Source organism: Microcoleus sp. S36a_B3, from assembly GCF_036700745.1.
Classification (GTDB): domain Bacteria; phylum Cyanobacteriota; class Cyanobacteriia; order Cyanobacteriales; family Microcoleaceae; genus Microcoleus.
This window is the reverse complement of the sequence record NZ_JAUBPN010000004.1, coordinates 151095-170680: the sequence shown is the minus strand read 5'-3', so window position 1 is coordinate 170680 and position 19586 is coordinate 151095. Positions and strand designations below refer to the sequence as shown.

Genomic DNA, 19586 nt, shown 5'->3' with positions numbered 1-19586 from the left:
TAATTTTTGTATAATTTTTTGTATTAGTGCGATCGGCTTTGCTCGAAGGGCTTCCATCACCGAAAGCCAGCGAGGACGATCGCACAGCGTTAAGGCCAAACACAGATGATCCCATTACACTAGACCTTTTGTACTCAATCGCACACAAGATCGAAAGCATCTGCGTCCATCAGTATTTATCAGCTTAAAATCTGCGGTTAACCGGCTCTATAGAATATTTATCCAACTCAAGTATACTTTGCTTGTCGCTGCTAATTCCATACACTTGATATCGGCCAGCAAGCGAGAGTAAATCCGCTGTAAAAATAGACTCTCTTGCATTTTAACCGCAGATGAATGCAGGTAGATCAGACGATCTGCAGTTAAAATATTACTTAAGATTTAGGGAAATAAACCACAAGCATCGAAAGATCTTGATGAGCGCGGGCGATCGATTCCGGTTCTTTAAGAGTTCCCGGTTGTTCCCACAAATTCTGCGACTGATAAATTGTTGGTAAAATCAGCAAATCATGTTCTAACAACTGCTGCGAAACCTGCTTGACAAAATTTCCCCGCACCCGATTTATCGGTATCTCAGAAAGAATTTCTATCTTAGTGGCACTTTTGTTAGCTTGTTCGCGTTTTGTCGCCACCAACAATACTTGTAAACTCGCCTTAAGTTCCTGGGCCAAACTCTTAGCAATATCCACGGTTTCCGCAAATCCAAACCGAGTCAAATCGCTGTCAGTTATCGCTAAAATAACTCTGGCTGTATTTTGGATAGGATGGGGAAATCGAGCAATCAGTACCGGTACGGGCGATCGCCTCACTATATTATCAATGATGCTGCCAAAAAAATTGTCGCGAGTCGTGGAAAATCCCTTCCAACCGCAAACAATTAAACTAGCCTCGCGTTCGGTTGCGCTCCGCAGAATTCCGCGATCGATCGCATCATCTATCCTCGCGATCGGTTCCACCGCACAATCAGCGGCGTTAGCGACAGTTTCCGCAGCCCTCAAAAGTTGAGTTTGCTGCATTTTCTGTGCCGGCGAAATTGGTTCCCCGCGATCGGACAAAATATGCAGAGGTAGCAAAATTCCCTGGGATGTTTTAGCTAAAATCAAAGCCAAACGCAGCAAATTATCTTCCGTATTCGGGTTAGCAACAGGTACTAAAACTCGATCTCCCCATGAATGCTTTCCCGAAGTAGCAGCCGGTAAACTTGACTCCGGCTCCTGCATTTGTTGACCCCACCGAGATACAATCCAAGGAGAAGCGACACAAGTTACTAAAATCATGAAAATGATGCCGTTCACCACTACGCGATCGACCAATTCAATGTTAAAAGCAACCGTAATTGCAGCCAAAGTAGAAGCAGCTTGAGCAGCAGAAAGACCAAACATTACCATAATGTTGGGAAACTTAAAACCAAAGATTTTCCCCGGTATCCAAGCTGCCAAAAACTTGCTCACCAATTCTGCTAAAATTATCACCCCCGCCACCAACAAAGACTGCGGCTGCTTCACCAAAATTAGCGGATCGATCAACATCCCCACAGAAATCAGAAAAAACGGCACAAACAGCGTATTCCCAATAAACTCAATCCGATTCATCAGCGGACTCATTTTGGGGATGATTTGAGTAATGGCAATTCCCGATAAAAACGCACCAATAATTGGCTCAATTTGAATCATTTCGGCTGCGTAAGAAACCAAAAACAGCGTAGCCAGTACAAACATAAATTCGGCGTTTTCGTCGTGACCAAATTTCTTAAAAAACCAGCGGCCGATTTTGGGGACTCCCCACAAAGTAGCAAAAGTGTAAATAGCAAGAGATGGAATTAGAAACAGCCAAAAATCGAGAGTCAGATTTCCTTTGTGAGCTTTAACAACAATTGCCAGCACCAACAGTCCCAAGACATTTGTAATTAAAGTCCCGCCCAAAGTCGCAGTAATAGTCTGAGTTCGCATCAATCCCAATTTTGTCAAAATTGGTAGGGCTAAAAGCGTGTGGGTAGCTAAACAAGAAGCGACTAAAATTGAAGCAAGCAAGCTATACCCCAACAGCAGCATTGCTCCAGTCCCCAATATCATCGGTAGGGCAAAAGTAGCCAGGCCAAATATGATAGCTTTGTCAGCATTTAGTTTGAGGTCATCGAGGCTAGTTTCCAGTCCCGCTAGGAACATCAAAAACAGCAATCCTACAGTACCTAACAAAACAATAGTAGCGTCTCGTTGCAGCAAATTGAGACCGTTGGGGCCGACAATTACGCCAGCAATAATCAAACCGACTATTCCCGGCAATCGCAAGCGCTCAAATACTAGAGGGGCGATTAGCATGATTGCTAAAAGAACCAGAAAAACGGGAACTGGAGCGGTAATTGGCCCGGAAGCTAGCATAAATTTTTATCCTACATATTCGCACAGAATTGCTACTAATTTTTCCCTAAAAACTCTAAATATTTATCAATCTAAAGAGGGATTTTGGAAAAATTGCAGTTGTTATTGTTGATAACTACAATTGACCGGAATTGACTCGGTTTTTTAGCAAAATATCGGTTTGTAGTGAGGACTTTAGTCTTTATCTAAATCCAAGGACTTTAGTCCTCACTACAAACCTATTGAAAATTCAAAACTGGGAAAGGCTTTGCTGCTTCCATCTGCGCCGCCAAAGCAATTAAAGTTGCTTCCGCTGCCGGCCGCCCGATAATTTGAATGCCCACGGGTAAACCGTTATCATCTAAAATTGCCGGAAGTGCGATCGCAGGCAAACCGCTAGCATTAAATGGCGGACAAGGAGCAACCCAATTAATAATCCGCTGCAAAGTTTCCTCACAACTCAAATCAGCCCACTCGCCGATGCCAATTGGCGAGTGCATATAAGTCGGTAAAACTAAGACATCAAAATTTTCAAAGAATCCCACAATCCGCCGTGAAATAACCTGCATTTGATTCACCGCCCGCAGATATTCTCCCGCAGAAACAGTTCTTTCCAACAACCAGCGATTCATCGGTTCCAAAACTTTGCTGGGAATGCCGCTTGCACCCGCCCCAGACTGCCAAATTACTGTAAAGGGTTCGATTAAACCCGTAAAATCAGGGCATCCCGGTTCGACATCGTGACCCAAATCTGCCAATAATTTTACGGTATCGAGCACCGCTTGCTGACACACAGGCGCTGCCTCACCGACGGGAGCAATATTGGTAGAAAAAGCAATTCGCAGCTTGCCCAATTTTTCACTGGCAGACTCTAGAAACGTGGGATTTGGGTCTGGTAGCCAGTACGGATCGCCGGTTGTGTACCCTGACATTACATCCAAAAGTGCGGCCGCGTCAGCCACGGTACGCGCTAGAGGGCCGTTGGCAGAAATGCCGCTTAGGTAGTCTCCGACTGGTGCCCAGGAAACTCGCCCGCGCGATGGTTTGATGCCGACTAAACCGCAGGCGGAAGCTGGGCCTCGGATCGAACCGCCGCCGTCTGAACCTTGGGCGATCGCGCACAAACCGGCCGCTACAGCCGCTGCTGAGCCGCCGCTGGAACCTCCGGGCGTGTAGCCTAAATTCCAGGGATTGCGCGCGGGCCGGAAACCTGGGGGTTCGGTGTAAGGCAATGAGCCTATTTGAGAGGTTGCTGTTTTGCCCAGAATGTTAAATCCGGCTGCTTTGATCCGCCAGACTACTGACTCGTTGTAGGGAGATATGTTACCGTGCAATGCCTGAACTCCGTAAGTACAGGGAATGTCGGCAACTGGTGTCAAGTCTTTGATGGCGATCGGCACTCCGAAAAACGGTGGCAATTCCTCTGACTTGTTTAAGCCTGCTAGGTGTTCGGTTTGCGCTGTCGCTAGTTCGATCGCCCGATCGGCCGTTACTGTAAAATAACTACCAAGCTGATGGTTTAATCGATCGATCCGTTCCAAGTACAGATTGACAATTTCTAGAGGCGATACTTCCCGATCGCGGATCGATTTCGCTAATTCCAGGGCTGGAGTAAAAGCCCGATCGACAGAATTCATCGGTTTAAGTCCTTAACGGCTTTATTGAGTATCATTTTATACTTGCTTACTAAGTAAAAATGTGGGCTGTAAAACAATATTTCCCATGTCGAAAATCCATATTCGATAGTAGCTCGATTTGACTCGCATCCTGCAAGGGGCAGAATATTTCCTTACAGGTGCAACGCCGTGTGCTCTTCTTTTGGGATAGACTGATCGGAAGAGTCCAGCTTTTGTGAAAGAGACGCTCTTCGGGCGATCGGCATTGTGCCACTTCCACAAATCCTCTGTTCGAGTCAGCCTTCTCAGCAAACCAAGGTAGCGCATATGACACAACAGCACCCGCCAGCACCTCGCCCGCCCCTACCCGGAGCACCCCCACCTCCAGGACTGCCCCGCCCTCCCCTCCCAGGCATTCCCAGAACAGCAGGAATGCCCCCCCCACCAGCACCGCCCGCACCAGCGCCTCAATCTTCAGCCACACCTAAAAACCCCAACTCTAGCAGCGGCGGAGTTCCGAGTTTGAAAGAGCTAGTAATCCGAGCCAAAGAAGAAGGAGTATCCGACCTTCACCTCGGAGTAAACGAATTCCCTCGCTTCCGTACCAGGGGCGAAATTGCCGACATCGGCTATCCACAGACAGATTTAGATACGTTTTTTGGCTGGCTGCGCGAGTGCATGAGCGATGAAGAAATAGAAATTTTCCAAAAAACCCTAGACTTTGACGGCGCTTTCGACTTCGGCTTTGTCCGCATCCGGATCAGTTGCATGGACTCCTTGGCAGGCCCGGCGATGGTGCTGCGGCTAATTCCTGCCAAAATCATGACAATGGAGGAATTGAAGCTGCCAGATGTCTTTAAGAAAATATGCGGCTACCACAAAGGACTGATTTTGGTGACGGGCCCGACAGGTTCGGGCAAGTCTACCACCTTGGCCGCCATGATCGACTACATCAACAAGAATAAAGCCTACAACATCATTACGATCGAAGACCCGGTAGAATTTGTACACGAAAGCAAAAAATCCTTGATCAAGCACCGCGAAGTCGGCCGGCACACCCTCAAGTTTATGAATGCTCTCAAAGGCGCACTGCGACAAGACCCGGATATGCTGCTAGTCGGAGAAATTCGGGACAGAGAGACGGTGGAAATCGCCCTCAAAGCCTCTCAAACCGGTCACTTAGTTGCAGGAACCCTGCACACCAACAGTGCGATTAAAACCCTGAACCGGATTCTGGATATGTTCGCGGCGGAAGAACAAGAGGCCATACGGGTGTCAATTTCCGAATCCCTAGTGGCGATTATTGCTCAACTGCTGTGCAAAACCACAGATGGCAAGCGGGCAGCTTTTCACGACGTTCTGATCAATACCGACGTGGTTAAGGAATACATTCTGAAGGGGCAGAATGAGGAAATTAATCAAATCATGATCAAAGATACTTATGAAGGCATGACGACGATGAATAAGTCGCTCTACGGTCTTTATCAAGAAGGCCGGATTACTGAAGAGCTTTGTGTAGAAAACTCGCCGGCCCCGAACGAAATGGCTCAGATGCTCCGAGGTCGAGTCTAAAATTCGAGTGTTAACTTTTAACTTTTAACTTTTAACAGTTAAAAGTTAACTTTTATGTGTGTACTTCAATGAAAGTCGATCGCCCGAGTTTGCCGGAATTTTTCAAAGGCATTGCGCTGTTTACACCGGGGGGAGACTTAATCTATTGCATAGACCCCCGCAAGCAAAATCAGTGGCACTTGCAGTTGTGCGTAGCTTTACAGGAAATACTCGGTTTGTCGGAACCGCCACATTTTTTGATACCTTGCTACACGGCCACCGTTGACTGTTGGGGTGATCGGATCGATCGAGAGTTGCGGGTTGTCGCCGAGGCATACCCGCCGGTGCTGCGCCATCAAACGCTGCTGAATGCCATTTTTGGCACTGGGGACTTGGTTTGGGAGGCCCGCAGCGACGAAATGTGCGAACCGATGCCGATCGCCACTTATTACAAACAATTCCCCGAACTCTGGGAAAATCACGACTTAGTTGTACAGTATCCCCTCTCGGTTGGGCGATCGGACTTTGGCAGTTTCCCGATCGTACCTCCCTCGCGCTTTGGACAATCTCTGCAGGTAGCGCTTCCCCAACCCGCAGCCATCACTCCACCGCCACCAACTCTAGGATACGTTTTGCGGCTGTTTGTTTCCGGCATCAACCAGAGTACCGAACGCACCCTCGAAACATTACATCAATTGTTAGAACAATCCCTCAATCTTCCCTACACTTTAAAAGTAATTGATGTTTTAAAACATCCCGAACAAGCTGAGGCGGATCAGATTTCAGCAACACCTACTTTGATTAAAATTTGGCCAAAACCGGTGCGACGAATAGTCGGGGAATTGAACGATGCCGAAAAAATAGTGCGGTTGCTGAGCAATTCAGAATTTTAGATTTTAGCGATTATTGAATACTGGCGATCGCACTCGGTTTTGCAGGAGTATTCGCTGTGAAAAATCCAAGTGCTATCGCTGCCATTTTCGTCGGATTGACTCTCCGCACAGATGCTCCCAAAGTCGATCGGCTCAATCAGGAAGACAAACATCCGGCGCGCACAAACCCCCTAAATCTAAAGTTGTGACTTCCAGCGTATCCAACTCAACTCGCCGAATGACGTGATTGTTTGTATCAGCAACAAACAAATGAGACCCGATCGCGCTCAAGCCTGAAGGTTCAGAAAACCGAGCCTTGAGACCAGTACCGTCAGCCAAACCTGCAGTACCATCTCCAATCATCGTTATGCAAGTACCGCTGCGGTGGTCTATCCGCTTAATTTTGTGATTGTAAGTATCAGCAACCCACAGATAATTTTGACTGTATTCCACACCCAAACAGTGCTGCAATCTCACATCTTCACCGCGGCCATCTTTATCCCCAAAACCAAACAGTTCACCGCTACCGCAGACAGTACGCACCTTCGGGTCTTCATCTACACCGAGGGCGCGAATCGAACTAATTTCGCTGTCAGCAACAAACAACTCCGATCGATCCGTAGCCAAGCCGCTGGGCTGAGAAAAAGCAGATTCTGCCAGATTTCCGTCAACACAAGATTCCCGGCCCGTACCTGCATAAGTGGCGATCGTGCCAGTGTCTAACTGCATTTCCCAAATTTGGTGGGAACCCGCCATTGCAATAAAAAGTCTATTTCCAACCCTTTCTAAATCCCAAGGCGAATTCAATTGCGTTTCTAAACCCTTGCCGCTGCGGGGTGCAATTTCGTGACTTTGTTCGCCAGTACCAGCAACAGTTTCCACCCGCTCAGTTGTAAAATCAATCTTTCTGAGAGCGTGATTTTCCGTATCAGCAACATAAAGAATTTGACTTTCTGCATCAAAAGCCATACCTTGAGGGGCAGAAAACTCAGCTTCTTCAAACTTGCCATCAGTTAAACCCGCTTTCCCCGTACCGATGACGTGCAGCACTTCACCTTCAGTAGAGCTAACAACAATTCGATTGTGTCCAGAATCTGCAACAAACAAGCAAGAACCAACCAAGCTTTGTTGAACTGAGTTCGCAGGCCCCGGCAATACAGTTTCATCTACAGATTGATTGTCCTCAGTCATTTCGCCCAAAAGCGCTTCATTTTGGTCAAGCTGTTTTGCTTCCATTGAAGTAATGGCAAATGCCAGCACTTTACCGGGAAAAGCCAGCGGTGTTGATACAGGTTTGCGCTGTTTTTCTAACCTAAAACTGAGTTGTTTAAAGTTGAGCACCTTTTTATCTTTGTATTCAGCAATTAACTTGCCAACTAACTCATCAAGTGCTTCTCTATTGCCTTCGCCGGAAACAAAGCCGACGACATAACTTTCAGGATCGATCACCATTAAAGTCGGCCAAGCGCGAACCGCGTAGCTTTGCCAAACTTTCATGCCACTGTCTACGATTACGGGATGTTCAATATCGTAGCGGAGGATAGCTTGGCGGATATTTTCTACTTCTTTTTCGTTTTCAAATTTAGCCGAGTGCACGCCGATAACTGTGAGGGAATCTTTATATTTTTGTTCGAGGTATTTTAAGTCTGGGAGGACGTGCAAGCAGTTGATGCAGCAGTACGTCCAGAAGTCGAGGAGGACGACACGCCCTTTTAAGGATGCAATGGATAAAGGTTTCTCGGTGTTAAGCCACGGGTACTTTACGGGGAATTCTGGTGCTCTGACGCGAGGCATGGCATCTCCTGGTAGGGTCTGAATAATTTTTTACCTTCTTTAATTTAGCGGGAAGTTTCGCGGCATGGGGAAAAAGGGAGGTTAAGGAAACCGCCGAGGGTGCAGAAGGCGCTGAGAAGGAGAAGGGAGGAAAGATGCCCAACCGTCGTTATTGCGTATAAATACTTAAGGAATCCATCGTTTAGACAAATCCAGGAATCTTAGCCAAGATACTTGACATCTTGGGCTAGCAGGTTTAATCTATTTCTATGAACCTTAGCCAAGATTTTTAGGAAGTGGTCAATGTCAAAGATCATCTACGATCTCATCCAGCGCTTTGAGGTAGAAAATGGAGTCCCTCGCCTGATTTCAACCAAAATTGAGGTCATTGAAGGCGGAGAGGATTTGATATCGCTAGCTACCCGTTTGCTGAAGCAACTTGGTTTCTACGAAAAGTTTGAGGAGAAACGAACATCTCAATATGTAGGATACAGACTTAAGAATCCTGGGAAAGGAGATAAACGTTATCAACTTATTTTAGGTCAGCGGAAAGAGGGTTTATGTATTTCTATTCCTGAAGAAGTTTTAGAACCATATCTCTTGCAACTGAAGTCTCACACATATATCGAAGAGGAACTAACCCTAGGTTACATTATAAAAGGAATTTTTTGGGTATTACCAAGCAAGAAAAGTTTATTTTTAGAGTCACTTCACCCTAACTATTGGTCTCTTTTCGAGGAAGGTGAAATAGTAGGCGATTTTTATTTGAATAAGTTAAGAGATGAAGATGGATATGGATATGGAACTGTGTTACCCAGCAGAATTTTAGATGAATTTAACCCCAATACTTTGAGCGACCCCGAGAGCTATCTGGTTCTCAGTCAAGATAAACTTTTTCCTTACACATTCCAAGTATGTATTAGTTATAGTGCTATTTTAGAAGAGTTTTTGGGTTATTTCGTAAAAATTATATTAGATTATGAAGCGGCTGTAGTTAGCAGCAAAATACAGCGAAATTAGTCGGACTTTGGAAACTAACTTTTAGGATTTTGATGAAGCAGATAAGGAACCTGGGGTTTCTCATAGAACTACAAATCATTAACTTGATACTGGAGCAAAACTAATGTCTGTAAAAGCCAAAAGACTTGTCAACTCTTACGAAGAAAGAATGCTTGAATTTCTTCATACCTGTGTAGACAACAACTATAAAATTCATACACAGGTTAGCTTGTCCCAAATTTGCGAACAAGTCAGCAACCTTGACTGGGAACTCAAAAAGTTTTTATTTAGCCCCAGTGCTGTCGATGCTCTAATCACAGACTTAAACTACAATCCTTGCCTAGTAGTAGAGTTTCAGTCTCAGTACCACGATAGCCCAGAAGCGAAAAAGCGCGATCGTAAAAAAGCTACTTTACTTGAGTTTGCCAAAGTTCCCTTAATTTACTCGCGGGTAAAAAACTGTGGTTTGTTATATCTCTCGTCTCAAGATGAGGAAGTAGTTTACAATTTATACACAGGACAAAACAGGAAAAATGCCCAAGCACTAATCACGCAATATTGCAGGGAATCAGTCGCGCCTCAAGTCCCGGATATAGCTTGGTAACTAGGAATAGTTAGGTTATTTATGTCCGAAAATACCAAGCTAATTAATATATGGCTTCTGGGCGGGTTCACCAACAATACACTCTTCTTGCTTCTCCCAAATTTTATCCTTGGTTTTCCCTGCAATTATTTTCCAAAATAACCAATACACCGTTAATTTTTTTGTGTTCGATCGCACTTGCGATCGAGTTAACCCACAGATTGATATTCTGCGGTTCTCCTTGCAATGGCAATAGAACCCGATTGCGGTAATATTGCTCTCTATCTCGATCGCCTTTGGGTGACAAAGCCGCATTTAACCATTGACTAAAATTCTCATTCTCGATTTTAATCAAATCACCCAAAAATACACCCTCTACGACTTCTCCCTCGCCACCTAGCAATTGTTTAGCCCGATCGTTAGCGGTAAATAATGTTACCTTTTTTATCTGTGGAGATGACACCATTAGGGAGCGATCGCACTATATCTTTATGTCTGTTTTCTTCTTGTTTGACCTTGGAAAACAAGATAGCGTTTTGCAGGGCGACTCCTGCTTGGATGTTAAACGCTTTCATAAATTCCAGGTCGTTGCGATTGAAGCTCGCTTTCCACTGGTCGGGGGCCTGTGGCCAATCTGCCGGGTTGTAGGGGGGGAATTCTCCTTTTCGTTTTTTATTAATTAAGTGGGTGACGCCAATCAATTTGTGGGCTGAGTTAAATACTGGCATACAAAGCATACTGCAAGTGCGGTAGCCAGTTTTTGGGTCTATTTTTTTGGCATTTTCGGCGCGGGGGTCGTCGTATACGTCAAAGGGAATCAACAGCGGTTCGCCGGATTAGGCGACGATGCCTGCAAAACCGGCGGTTCTGGGTATGCGAAGTTCTTTAAGGTCGCCACCGATCGGGATTTTCGTCCACAGTTCGTCTTTATCTTCGTCGAACACCCACAAGATACTGCGATCGGCGTTCATGAGTTCTTGGGCCTGATCCATCACCCTTTTTAGGGTATCTTCTAAGTCTAGACTGCTCTGACAAAGAGCGTTGATGGCGTTCATCAGCGCTGTGGCGGCCCGTTGTCTTTGACTGGCGGCATAGAAAGATTTGGACGACTCTACAACTAAGCGAAGGGACGAGGCAAATTCTCTAAAAACTTGTTCGTCTGCTTGAGTAAACCCTACATTGTCAATCTGTTCGCCTAAAGTATTATAATCTTTGTGGTTTGGCTTGAGTTTATTAATCAGTTGGACTACTGCCATTAACTCGCCTGTTCCTTCATCGAGCAGAGGCATCGCCAGCATTGTATAACAGCGATATCCTGTTCTTTCGTCAATTTTTTTGACATTGACAGAACGTGGGTCATCATAGAAATCATAGGTAATATTTACCAGTTTTTTCTCCGTGGCTACTTCTCCCACAATGCCCCGATTAGCGGGAAATCTGATCTCTAAATTTTTGCCGTTTTCGTCTTTAGCGACAATAGCCCACAGTTCATTTGGCTCTTGATCGAATATAAAAATTGTCGTTCTATCTGCCTTCAACCATTCCCCTGTTTTTAGAGTAATGTCTTGGATCATTTCATAAATGATTGGCTCAAATTCTACACCGTCAATTATACAATCTATCAATGATAGAATTTGATTGAGAGTTTGACGCTCTCGATGTCCCTTGCAACAAACATCTCGCATCATATCTCTAAAATCCTCAGGGTTCAGAGGTTTAAAAAAATCGCTCAAACTCATACAATAACTCCTATCATAATTTTAATCAGGCACTGTCTAGAGATAACTATCAGCAGAATGAGTTGAAAGAGGTATATCTGCGGTAAAAGCTACCTCCCCCATTCCTAACCAAATCTAACAGCAACCGCCGCCGTTATAATGCCAAGTCGAATCAGTAATCAACACCTTATCCGGCATCAATCCCCCTAACTTCCCAGCAGTTTTATCGCACACCGCCGCCGGAACTCCGCGCTGCAAAACGTGGCCAGCCCCGTCATCAAACAGCTCTTCAGACCCCGTATAAATCGCCGTCTTGCCAGTAAAAATGCAAGCTCCGTCATCCGGTACATCCACTTTGAAAGACACCGAATCCAGGCTTTCTAACAGCAAATCCGCATCCAATTGATAATTGTGTTTGTCCAGCAATCGGTAAGGACGGCGCGCCCGCACTTCCACTTGCCCAAAACCCACGTCTACAAGGTGTTGAACATATTCTTCGTATGTCAAAGCACCGGACAAACACAAGGCCCGCAAGCGTTGGTCTTCCTTCAAATGCTGCGGAATGGGGCGAGTTGCGATCGGATCGCTCATTAACAACCTACCCCCTGGCTTCAACACTCGATAGGTCTCTTTTAATGCCTTAGCTAAATCCGCCGGTTCAAAGATATTAAACAAGCAGTTTTGTGCAACAACATCGACAGAGGCATCGGGCACCGGCAACGCAAAAGCATCGCCTTCGCGAATTTCTACAAAACTCGCATCAAACCAATCATTTTCTTGGGCTGCCTTTTGCAAGTTGCGTGCAGCCGCGTCTCGCATTGTTGCAACCGGGTCAACGGCAATCACTGCTCCTTTTTGTCGAGAAAAATAAGCAAATTGCAGTGCTTCTAAGCCGCCGCCGACTCCGACATAAAGCACGATGGGATTACCGACAAGTTCGGCGGCGTGAACTGTTGTGCCGCAGCCGTAGTTCATTTCTTGCATTTGTTGGGGGATGTTTAATCCTGGCAGTTGCAAGGGGCTGCTTTGGACGCAGCAAAGTCCGATTTGGGGTGTTTCGGCTACGTCGCTATAGAATTGGGCCGCAGTTTCGAGATAGGTCATTTTTGATTTTTCTGGTTTTTGTTTTTGACCGCAGATTGAGGCGGATTTACGTGGATGAACGCTGATTAATTCAGAAATATTTAGGTTTCCAATTTGAATTTTTGTTAGGATTTGGGCGGGTTTTCTGGTTCAAAAACTGTTCGTTCTGGGGCTGATTGGGAGTTTTCGGGAGTGGCAACTGGGGGCGCTGGCGCTATCAGATTGGGAGATGTTTCTGGTAGTGCAGGAGCGACTATTTTTGGTATTGGAGCTTTTTCGGTTATTTCTGGCAGAGTTGGAGAATTTGAAAAGGTATCGGGTTCGGTAACTTGATGCAAAAAGTTGCGGAACCGATTGTAGTATCCTCCATCTTCCTGTTTTTGTGTTGGGGGTGCTGTTTGTATCGGTTCTATTGTTTTAATTGGTTCTACAAGTTTGGGGGTTTGTAGTTGTGGGGTTGCTGTGGGTTGTGGTTCTATTTCTTGAACTGGTTCCACAATTTTCGGTGATTCTAATTCTGGTGTTGTTGTGGGTTTTGGTTCTATTTCTTGAACTGGTTCCACAATTTTCGGTGCTTGGAGTTGCGGGGTGGCTGTGGGTGCGGGTTCTGTTATTTGAACGGGTGCAACTTCGGGAGCAATTGTTCTATCTAAGTTAGGTTGGGTTACGGGCGTTTCTGGAACTGCTGCTTCGGGTTCGGCTGCTGGTATTTTTTCTACTGCTGGTGGGGGTGTTGGTTGTGGGGTTGGGGTTGGTTTGGGTGTGGGGGCTTGGTAGGTGCGATCGACTATGCCGCGAGCATCTGCTACCGTTAGGGAACCCCGCACTAATTTGGAAAGGGTGTCTTGCCCCTGGGGTTGGTAATTTACCAGTTTGGCTGTATTGTTAAAGGCGTTTTTGACGCTATTTCCCGCCTCGTCGAGCAATTCTAGCTGTACCCAGTTTTTCCCTGGCTTGAATCCTTTAAGATATATAGGTTGCCATTGGTCGATCGCAAAGCTTTGGCCGTTAACTGTGGCTCGAATTTTCCAATCGAGTATTTCATCTTGGGAATTTTGTTGCGCCACTTGGTGCAGGGGAGCATTTGTCAGGTAAAAGTCAAGCATGATGGGTTCTGCCCCGTAGCTGCCTTGGGGGCTGTTGTACGTTAAGAGGGGCAATGTTCGATCGGGATTATTGTTCTGTGTTTTGGTAAAAATGTGGAAGGTGGTTTGGGCGTAAGCACCTTCGTTTTTAAAGCTTTCTTCCCAAGGACGAGCCGCGAACACCCGCAGGGTATGGGTTCCTGGTTCTAAGTCTGAGAGTGTTAAAGGCTGGTTGATGTCGTAAACTGCTGCATAAGGTTGGTTGTCTAATAAAACTTGCAGGTGGGGCCCCAAACCCAAGTTTGCGTCTTTGAAAAGGGGTAAGTTCTTTACTTGGAACTGAACGGACACATTTATATCCTGAAGCACTTCGTCAGGTTTGGGATTCAAAATACTAATTTGAGGCTGATATATTTCTAGCGCCTGACGCAGTTGTTGAATGGCTTCTGGGGGAGAAACCTCTGAAATTTTGTTTGCTGGGGCGGTAGCTGAGCCACTCTTGTTCCCTGATGCGGGGAATTCGGACTCGCGCGCCCCACAACTTGCTAAACCGAAAATTAATACTGCTGCTGCGAACAATGCCACCAGCCTGCCCGCAACCGTTCTGTGCCAATTGATGCCAATCACGCAACCATACTCCTAGAAGCCTTCTCATAGGGAACTATAGCCCAAAACTGAATGTTGTATTGGGGAATTGCCGATCGAGAATTCCTGAGAGCTCTCTTCCTTGGGTTGGGGCTATGCGGGCGACTAATCCGAGCTCGCGAATAAATCTCGCAGCCGTTTTCCCAAAAATCTCTCTATAAACTGAGTATTCCTCAATTACCTTATCTTTGAGTTTTGTAAATTTAATTGCAATACCCCTTGACTTTTGCAAGGCTATGTGAAAAATAAAGGGCTGATAGCATCAAGAATAGAAGGTTTTTTAAGTATTGTTAACAAGCGATGAATAGTCCTGTAGCAAGCTTATAATTCATAAAACTCCCTCAAAAGGAGCAGCCGCATCAAACCTGATATTAAGGATGCGATCGGTTGCTTCAGATAACGAGAAGAGTTGGCAGTACCCAGATATATTGTTAGCGACACTGGGGAACTGGCTTCTTTAGAGAAGCAAAATGCTTGGGGAAACGGTACACCTGCATCTAACTCTGCAAAGAGTGAAGTGCAAGCAGTATCGATCAACCGAGAATACCCCGCCTAATTAAGCGTGGGAAATGTCAGATACAGTATTCAGTTCTCGTTCCTTGTCTTACCGAGAGGAGAGTCTTCATGACCATTAGTCCTCCAGAGCGAGAGGTAAAAGTTAGGGTAGTAGTCGATAAAGATCCCGTTCCAACTTCTTTCGAGAAGTGGTCTAAACCGGGACATTTCGATCGCACTCTAGCTAAGGGGCCAAAAACCACCACTTGGATTTGGAACCTCCACGCTAACGCTCACGACTTCGACAGTCATACAAGTGATTTAGAAGACGTTTCGCGCAAAATCTTTAGCGCTCACTTCGGCCACTTGGCAGTAATTTTCGTATGGTTAAGCGGCGCATATTTCCACGGCGCTAAATTCTCCAACTACGAAGCTTGGCTGACAGATCCAACAGCCATTAAGCCCAGCGCTCAAGTGGTTTGGCCGATTTTTGGTCAAGAAATTTTAAATGCAGATGTAGGCGGCGGCTTTCACGGAATTCAGATCACCTCTGGTCTGTTTCAACTGTGGCGCGCTAATGGCATCACTAACTCATACCAGCTATATTGCACTGCGATCGGCGCTTTGGTAATGGCAGCTTTGATGCTATTTGCCGGTTGGTTCCACTATCACGTCCGCGCTCCGAAACTGGAATGGTTTCAGAACGTAGAATCGATGATGAACCACCACTTGGCAGGTTTGCTCGGCTGCGGATGCTTGGGCTTTGCAGGACAACAAATTCACGTTGCTCTGCCGATAAATGCTTGCATGGACGCGATAGATGCAGGCGCACCCCTGACAGTGGGCGGCAAGCTGATTAAAACAGTTGCTGATATCCCCCTGCCGCATGAGTGGATTTTGACACCGGGCTTGATGGCTGACATCTACCCGAGTTTCGCAAAAGGTTTAACCCCCTTCTTCACCCTCAACTGGGGCGCATACGCAGACTTCCTGACCTTCAAAGGCGGTCTGAACCCTACTACAGGCGGTTTGTGGCTGACAGATACAGCGCACCATCACTTAGCTTTGGCAGTGCTGTTCATCGTCGCTGGACACTTCTATCGCACGAACTGGGGCATTGGCCACAGCTTCAAAGAAGTTCTGGAAGCTCACAAAGGCCCCTTCACTGGCGAAGGCCACAAGGGAATGTACGAAATTTTCACACAGTCTTGGCACTGCCAACTGTCGTGGAACTTGGCCTGGATGGGCTCTTTGAGCATCATCGTGGCTCACCACATGTACGCGATGCCTCCGTATCCGTACATCGCAACCGACTACCCGACTCAGCTATCCCTGTTCACCCACCACATGTGGATTGGCGGATTCCTGATTGTTGGAGCAGCGGCTCACGCAGCAATTTTCATGGTGCGAGATTACAATCCGACTCAGCACGTTAATAACTTGCTCGATCGCGTAATCCGCCATAGAGATGCAATTATCTCTCACCTCAACTGGGTTTGCATATTCTTAGGCTTCCACAGCTTCGGTTTGTACGTTCACAACGATACAATGCGGGCTTTCGGTCGTCCTCAAGATTTGTTCTCGGATACCGGGATTCAGTTGCGTCCGATATTTGCCCAGTGGGTGCAAAACATCCACGCTTTGGCTCCGGGCACAACAGCGCCTAATGCTACGGAAATCGTCAGCCACGCTTTTGGCGGCGGTGCAGTAGTAGTCGGTGGCAAAATAGCGATGATGCCGATCGAATTGGGTACGGCGGACTTTTTAATCCACCACATCCACGCTTTCACAATTCACGTTACAGTCCTGATTCTTTTGAAGGGCGTGTTGTTTGCACGCAGTTCACGCTTGGTTCCTGACAAAGGTAACTTGGGCTTCCGGTTCCCTTGCGACGGCCCCGGCCGTGGCGGCACCTGCCAAGTATCCGGTTGGGATCACGTTTTCCTCGGCTTGTTCTGGATGTACAACTGCATCTCGATCGTGATTTTCCACTTTAGCTGGAAAATGCAGTCGGACGTGTGGGGAACAGTATCGCCAGACGGCACAATTTCTCACATCACCGGCGGCAACTTCGCACAAAGTGCGATCACGATTAACGGCTGGCTGCGGGACTTCCTGTGGGCGCAAGCTTCTCAGGTAATTCAGTCCTACGGTTCGGCACTGTCGGCCTACGGTCTGATGTTCCTAGCCGGACACTTCGTATTCGCTTTCAGCTTGATGTTCCTGTTCAGCGGCCGCGGCTACTGGCAAGAACTGATTGAGTCCATTGTTTGGGCTCATAACAAACTCAAAGTGTCTCCGTCGATTCAGCCTCGCGCTCTGAGCATTATTCAGGGTCGGGCAGTGGGTGTAGCTCACTACCTCCTGGGAGGAATTGTCACTACTTGGGCATTCTTCCTAGCGCGAATCATCTCGGTAGGGTAAACTACCTTTAGGTTTTGGATTCAGGATTTGGGAGCAATCTCAAACCCAGAATCCAAACCTCGGAACCGAACCTCTTCAACGTTCAGGATTCAGGATTAATCAAGGCTTATGGCAACGAAATTTCCAAAATTTAGCCAAGACCTTGCCCAAGACCCGACCACACGGCGGATCTGGTACGGGATTGCCACAGCGCACGATTTTGAAAGCCACGATGGCATGACCGAAGAAAATCTTTACCAAAAGATTTTTGCTTCTCACTTCGGCCACCTAGCAATCATTTTCTTGTGGACTTCGGGCAGCCTGTTCCACGTAGCATGGCAAGGTAACTTTGAACAGTGGATTAAAGACCCCCTAAATGTCCGCCCGATCGCTCACGCGATTTGGGACCCTCAATTCGGTGCTCCTGCAGTAGAAGCTTTCACTCAAGCTGGCGCTTCTAACCCTGTTGACATCTCTTACTCCGGCGTATACCACTGGTGGTACACCCAAGGGGTTCGGACTAACGGCGACCTGTATCAAGGAGCTATCTTCTTGCTACTGCTGGCTTCTGTCATGCTGTTCGCAGGTTGGTTGCACCTTCAGCCCAAGTACCGCCCGAGCTTGTCTTGGTTCAAGAATGCTGAATCTCGCCTCAACCACCACTTGGCTGGTTTGTTCGGTGTCAGCTCTTTGGCTTGGACGGGTCACATGGTTCACGTTGCTATCCCCGAATCTCGCGGACAGCACGTAGGTTGGGACAACTTCTTGTCAACTCCGCCTCACCCAGCAGGTTTGGCTCCGTTCTTCACGGGTAACTGGGGCGTATACGCCGAAAACCCAGATGCAGCGAGCCATGTCTTCGGTACTGCCGAAGGTGCAGGAACAGCAATTCTGACTTTCTTGGGTGGCTTCCATCCTCAGACAGAATCTCTGTGGTTGACAGATATTGCTCACCACCACTTGGCGATCGCAGTTCTGTTTATCGTTGCCGGTCATATGTACCGGACTAACTTCGGTATCGGTCACAGCATCAAAGAAATGTGTGACGCCAAAGATTTCTTTGGCAAAAAAGTTGAAGGCCCGTTCAATATGCCTCACCAAGGCATTTACGAGACCTACAACAACTCGCTGCACTTCCAATTGGGTTGGCACCTCGCTGCTTTAGGCGTGATCACCTCCCTGGTAGCACAGCATATGTACGCGATGCCTCCCTACGCTTTCATGGCGCAGGATCACACGACAATGGCTGCGTTGTACACCCACCACCAGTACATTGCTGGTTTCATCATGGTCGGCGCTTTCGCCCACGGAGCTATCTTCTTGGTGCGGGACTACGATCCTGAAGCAAATAAAGGCAACGTGCTCGATCGCGTGTTGCAGCACAAAGAAGCGATTATCTCTCACTTGAGCTGGGTCTCGCTGTTCTTGGGCTTCCACACTCTCGGCCTGTACGTTCACAACGACGTTGTAGTCGCTTTCGGAACTCCCGAAAAACAAATCTTGATTGAACCAGTGTTCGCACAGTTCATTCAAGCTGCTCACGGAAAGGCTCTGTACGGCATGGACGTACTGTTGTCTAACCCTGACAGTATTGCTTCTACCGCTTGGCCGAACTACGCTAACGTGTGGCTCCCAGGCTGGTTGGACGGAATTAACAGCAGCACTAACTCTCTGTTCTTGGCGATCGGACCTGGCGATTTCTTGGTTCACCACGCGATCGCACTTGGCTTGCACACCACCACCTTGATTTTGGTCAAGGGCGCTCTGGATGCACGCGGTTCTAAGCTGATGCCAGACAAAAAAGACTTCGGTTATGCTTTCCCTTGCGACGGCCCCGGCCGTGGCGGTACCTGCGATGTCTCTGCTTGGGACGCGATGTACCTGTCTGTTTTCTGGATGTTGAACACCCTAGCTTGGGTAACGTTCTACTGGCACTGGAAGCACCTAGGCATCTGGCAAGGTAACGTGGCTCAGTTCAACGAGTCTTCTACCTACCTGATGGGCTGGTTCCGCGATTACCTCTGGCTGTATTCTTCTCAGTTGATCAACGGTTACAACCCGTATGGTACTAACAACTTGTCAGTCTGGGCTTGGATGTTCTTATTCGGACACCTAGTTTGGGCAACTGGTTTCATGTTCCTGATCTCTTGGAGAGGTTACTGGCAAGAGCTGATCGAGACTTTGGTTTGGGCTCACGAGCGCACTCCTTTGGCCAACTTGGTTCGCTGGAAAGACAAGCCTGTTGCTTTGTCGATCGTCCAAGGTCGTTTGGTTGGCTTAGTTCACTTTACTGTGGGTAATGTCTTCACTTACGCGGCCTTTGTAATTGCCTCGACGGCCGGGAAATTCGGGTAACTCTGAACTCTGGTTTCTAGGTAATTAAATTAAATCCCCTGCCTTCTGGCG

Annotated in this window: 15 protein-coding genes; 7 read left to right on the top strand and 8 right to left on the bottom strand. The window is 47.2% G+C overall.

The genetic code is table 11. From position 1 onward, the window contains the following. Positions 1-374: 374 nt before the first annotated feature. Together QUA01_RS06580 and QUA01_RS06575 are read right to left on the bottom strand one after the other, a co-directional pair. Positions 375-2378 (bottom strand): cation:proton antiporter domain-containing protein, encoded by a 2004-nt coding sequence (locus QUA01_RS06580; RefSeq protein WP_194066127.1) that lies wholly within the window; start codon positions 2376-2378, stop codon positions 375-377. A gap of 218 nt (positions 2379-2596) precedes the next feature. Further along, positions 2597-3994 (bottom strand): amidase, encoded by a 1398-nt coding sequence (locus tag QUA01_RS06575; protein WP_194066128.1) that lies wholly within the window; start codon positions 3992-3994, stop codon positions 2597-2599. A gap of 306 nt (positions 3995-4300) precedes the next feature. Here QUA01_RS06575 and QUA01_RS06570 point away from each other — a divergent pair, with 306 nt between their 5' ends. Together QUA01_RS06570 and QUA01_RS06565 are read left to right on the top strand one after the other, a co-directional pair. Next, the gene (locus QUA01_RS06570) at positions 4301-5545 is read left to right on the top strand and encodes a type IV pilus twitching motility protein PilT (protein ID WP_333088414.1); all 1245 of its coding nucleotides are present in this window, start codon (positions 4301-4303) and stop codon (positions 5543-5545) included. 68 nt (positions 5546-5613) lie between these two features. Beyond that, positions 5614-6417: a circadian clock KaiB family protein gene (locus QUA01_RS06565; protein WP_333088121.1), complete on the top strand. Its 804-nt coding sequence runs from the start codon at positions 5614-5616 to the stop codon at positions 6415-6417. 132 nt (positions 6418-6549) lie between these two features. Here QUA01_RS06565 and QUA01_RS06560 read toward each other — a convergent pair whose 3' ends face one another. After that, positions 6550-8190, bottom strand: coding sequence for a thioredoxin-like domain-containing protein (locus tag QUA01_RS06560; RefSeq protein ID WP_333088120.1), 1641 nt, complete (start codon positions 8188-8190; stop codon positions 6550-6552). A 282-nt stretch (positions 8191-8472) separates the two neighbouring features. On the opposite strand from QUA01_RS06560, the gene QUA01_RS06555 reads away from it, so the two are divergent. After that, positions 8473-9189, top strand: coding sequence for a hypothetical protein (locus tag QUA01_RS06555; RefSeq protein WP_333088119.1), 717 nt, complete (start codon positions 8473-8475; stop codon positions 9187-9189). 103 nt (positions 9190-9292) lie between these two features. Then, positions 9293-9772 (top strand): DUF2726 domain-containing protein, encoded by a 480-nt coding sequence (locus QUA01_RS06550; RefSeq protein WP_333088118.1) that lies wholly within the window; start codon positions 9293-9295, stop codon positions 9770-9772. Positions 9773-9875: 103 nt separating this feature from the next. Here the strand turns inward: QUA01_RS06550 and QUA01_RS06545 are convergent, their stop codons facing one another. The 5 genes from QUA01_RS06545 to QUA01_RS06525 form a co-directional block, all read right to left on the bottom strand. Beyond that, on the bottom strand, positions 9876-10217 hold the full coding sequence (locus QUA01_RS06545) for a hypothetical protein (RefSeq protein WP_333088117.1): 342 nt from the start codon (positions 10215-10217) through the stop codon (positions 9876-9878). Next, positions 10171-10572, bottom strand: a complete 402-nt coding sequence (locus QUA01_RS06540; protein WP_333088115.1) for a GAF domain-containing protein — start codon at positions 10570-10572, stop codon at positions 10171-10173. The genes QUA01_RS06545 and QUA01_RS06540 overlap by 47 nt, the downstream gene beginning before the upstream one ends. Positions 10573-10587: 15 nt before the next feature. Continuing rightward, entirely contained in the window at positions 10588-11490 is a 903-nt protein-coding gene (locus tag QUA01_RS06535) for a GAF domain-containing protein (protein WP_333088114.1), read from the bottom strand. Between the two features lie 114 nt (positions 11491-11604). After that, entirely contained in the window at positions 11605-12573 is a 969-nt protein-coding gene (gene arsM, locus QUA01_RS06530; protein WP_333088113.1) for an arsenosugar biosynthesis arsenite methyltransferase ArsM, read from the bottom strand. Between the two features lie 104 nt (positions 12574-12677). Beyond that, on the bottom strand, positions 12678-14264 hold the full coding sequence (locus QUA01_RS06525; RefSeq protein WP_333088111.1) for a hypothetical protein: 1587 nt from the start codon (positions 14262-14264) through the stop codon (positions 12678-12680). 427 nt (positions 14265-14691) lie between these two features. On the opposite strand from QUA01_RS06525, the gene QUA01_RS06520 reads away from it, so the two are divergent. The 3 genes from QUA01_RS06520 (at position 14692) to psaB (ending at position 19535) form a co-directional block, all read left to right on the top strand. Continuing rightward, a complete protein-coding gene (locus tag QUA01_RS06520; RefSeq protein WP_333088110.1) occupies positions 14692-14838 on the top strand; it encodes a hypothetical protein in 147 nt (48 codons plus the stop codon). A gap of 68 nt (positions 14839-14906) precedes the next feature. Further along, positions 14907-17201, top strand: a complete 2295-nt coding sequence (gene psaA / locus QUA01_RS06515; RefSeq protein ID WP_194010323.1) for a photosystem I core protein PsaA — start codon at positions 14907-14909, stop codon at positions 17199-17201. 108 nt (positions 17202-17309) lie between these two features. Further along, positions 17310-19535, top strand: coding sequence for a photosystem I core protein PsaB (psaB, locus tag QUA01_RS06510; RefSeq protein WP_333088108.1), 2226 nt, complete (start codon positions 17310-17312; stop codon positions 19533-19535). Positions 19536-19586 lie beyond the last annotated feature (51 nt).

Excerpts from the sequence above, each read along its gene's own strand:
- QUA01_RS06580 (WP_194066127.1), bottom strand. The coding sequence starts at position 2,378 with ATGCTAGCTTCCGGGCCAATTACCGCTCCAGTTCCCGTTTTTCTGGTT.
- QUA01_RS06575 (WP_194066128.1), bottom strand. The coding sequence starts at position 3,994 with ATGAATTCTGTCGATCGGGCTTTTACTCCAGCCCTGGAATTAGCGAAA.
- QUA01_RS06570 (WP_333088414.1), top strand. The coding sequence starts at position 4,301 with ATGACACAACAGCACCCGCCAGCACCTCGCCCGCCCCTACCCGGAGCA.
- QUA01_RS06565 (WP_333088121.1), top strand. The coding sequence starts at position 5,614 with ATGAAAGTCGATCGCCCGAGTTTGCCGGAATTTTTCAAAGGCATTGCG.
- QUA01_RS06560 (WP_333088120.1), bottom strand. The coding sequence starts at position 8,190 with ATGCCTCGCGTCAGAGCACCAGAATTCCCCGTAAAGTACCCGTGGCTT.
- QUA01_RS06555 (WP_333088119.1), top strand. The coding sequence starts at position 8,473 with ATGTCAAAGATCATCTACGATCTCATCCAGCGCTTTGAGGTAGAAAAT.
- QUA01_RS06550 (WP_333088118.1), top strand. The coding sequence starts at position 9,293 with ATGTCTGTAAAAGCCAAAAGACTTGTCAACTCTTACGAAGAAAGAATG.
- QUA01_RS06545 (WP_333088117.1), bottom strand. The coding sequence starts at position 10,217 with ATGGTGTCATCTCCACAGATAAAAAAGGTAACATTATTTACCGCTAAC.
- QUA01_RS06535 (WP_333088114.1), bottom strand. The coding sequence starts at position 11,490 with ATGAGTTTGAGCGATTTTTTTAAACCTCTGAACCCTGAGGATTTTAGA.
- arsM (WP_333088113.1), bottom strand. The coding sequence starts at position 12,573 with ATGACCTATCTCGAAACTGCGGCCCAATTCTATAGCGACGTAGCCGAA.
- psaA (WP_194010323.1), top strand. The coding sequence starts at position 14,907 with ATGACCATTAGTCCTCCAGAGCGAGAGGTAAAAGTTAGGGTAGTAGTC.
- psaB (WP_333088108.1), top strand. The coding sequence starts at position 17,310 with ATGGCAACGAAATTTCCAAAATTTAGCCAAGACCTTGCCCAAGACCCG.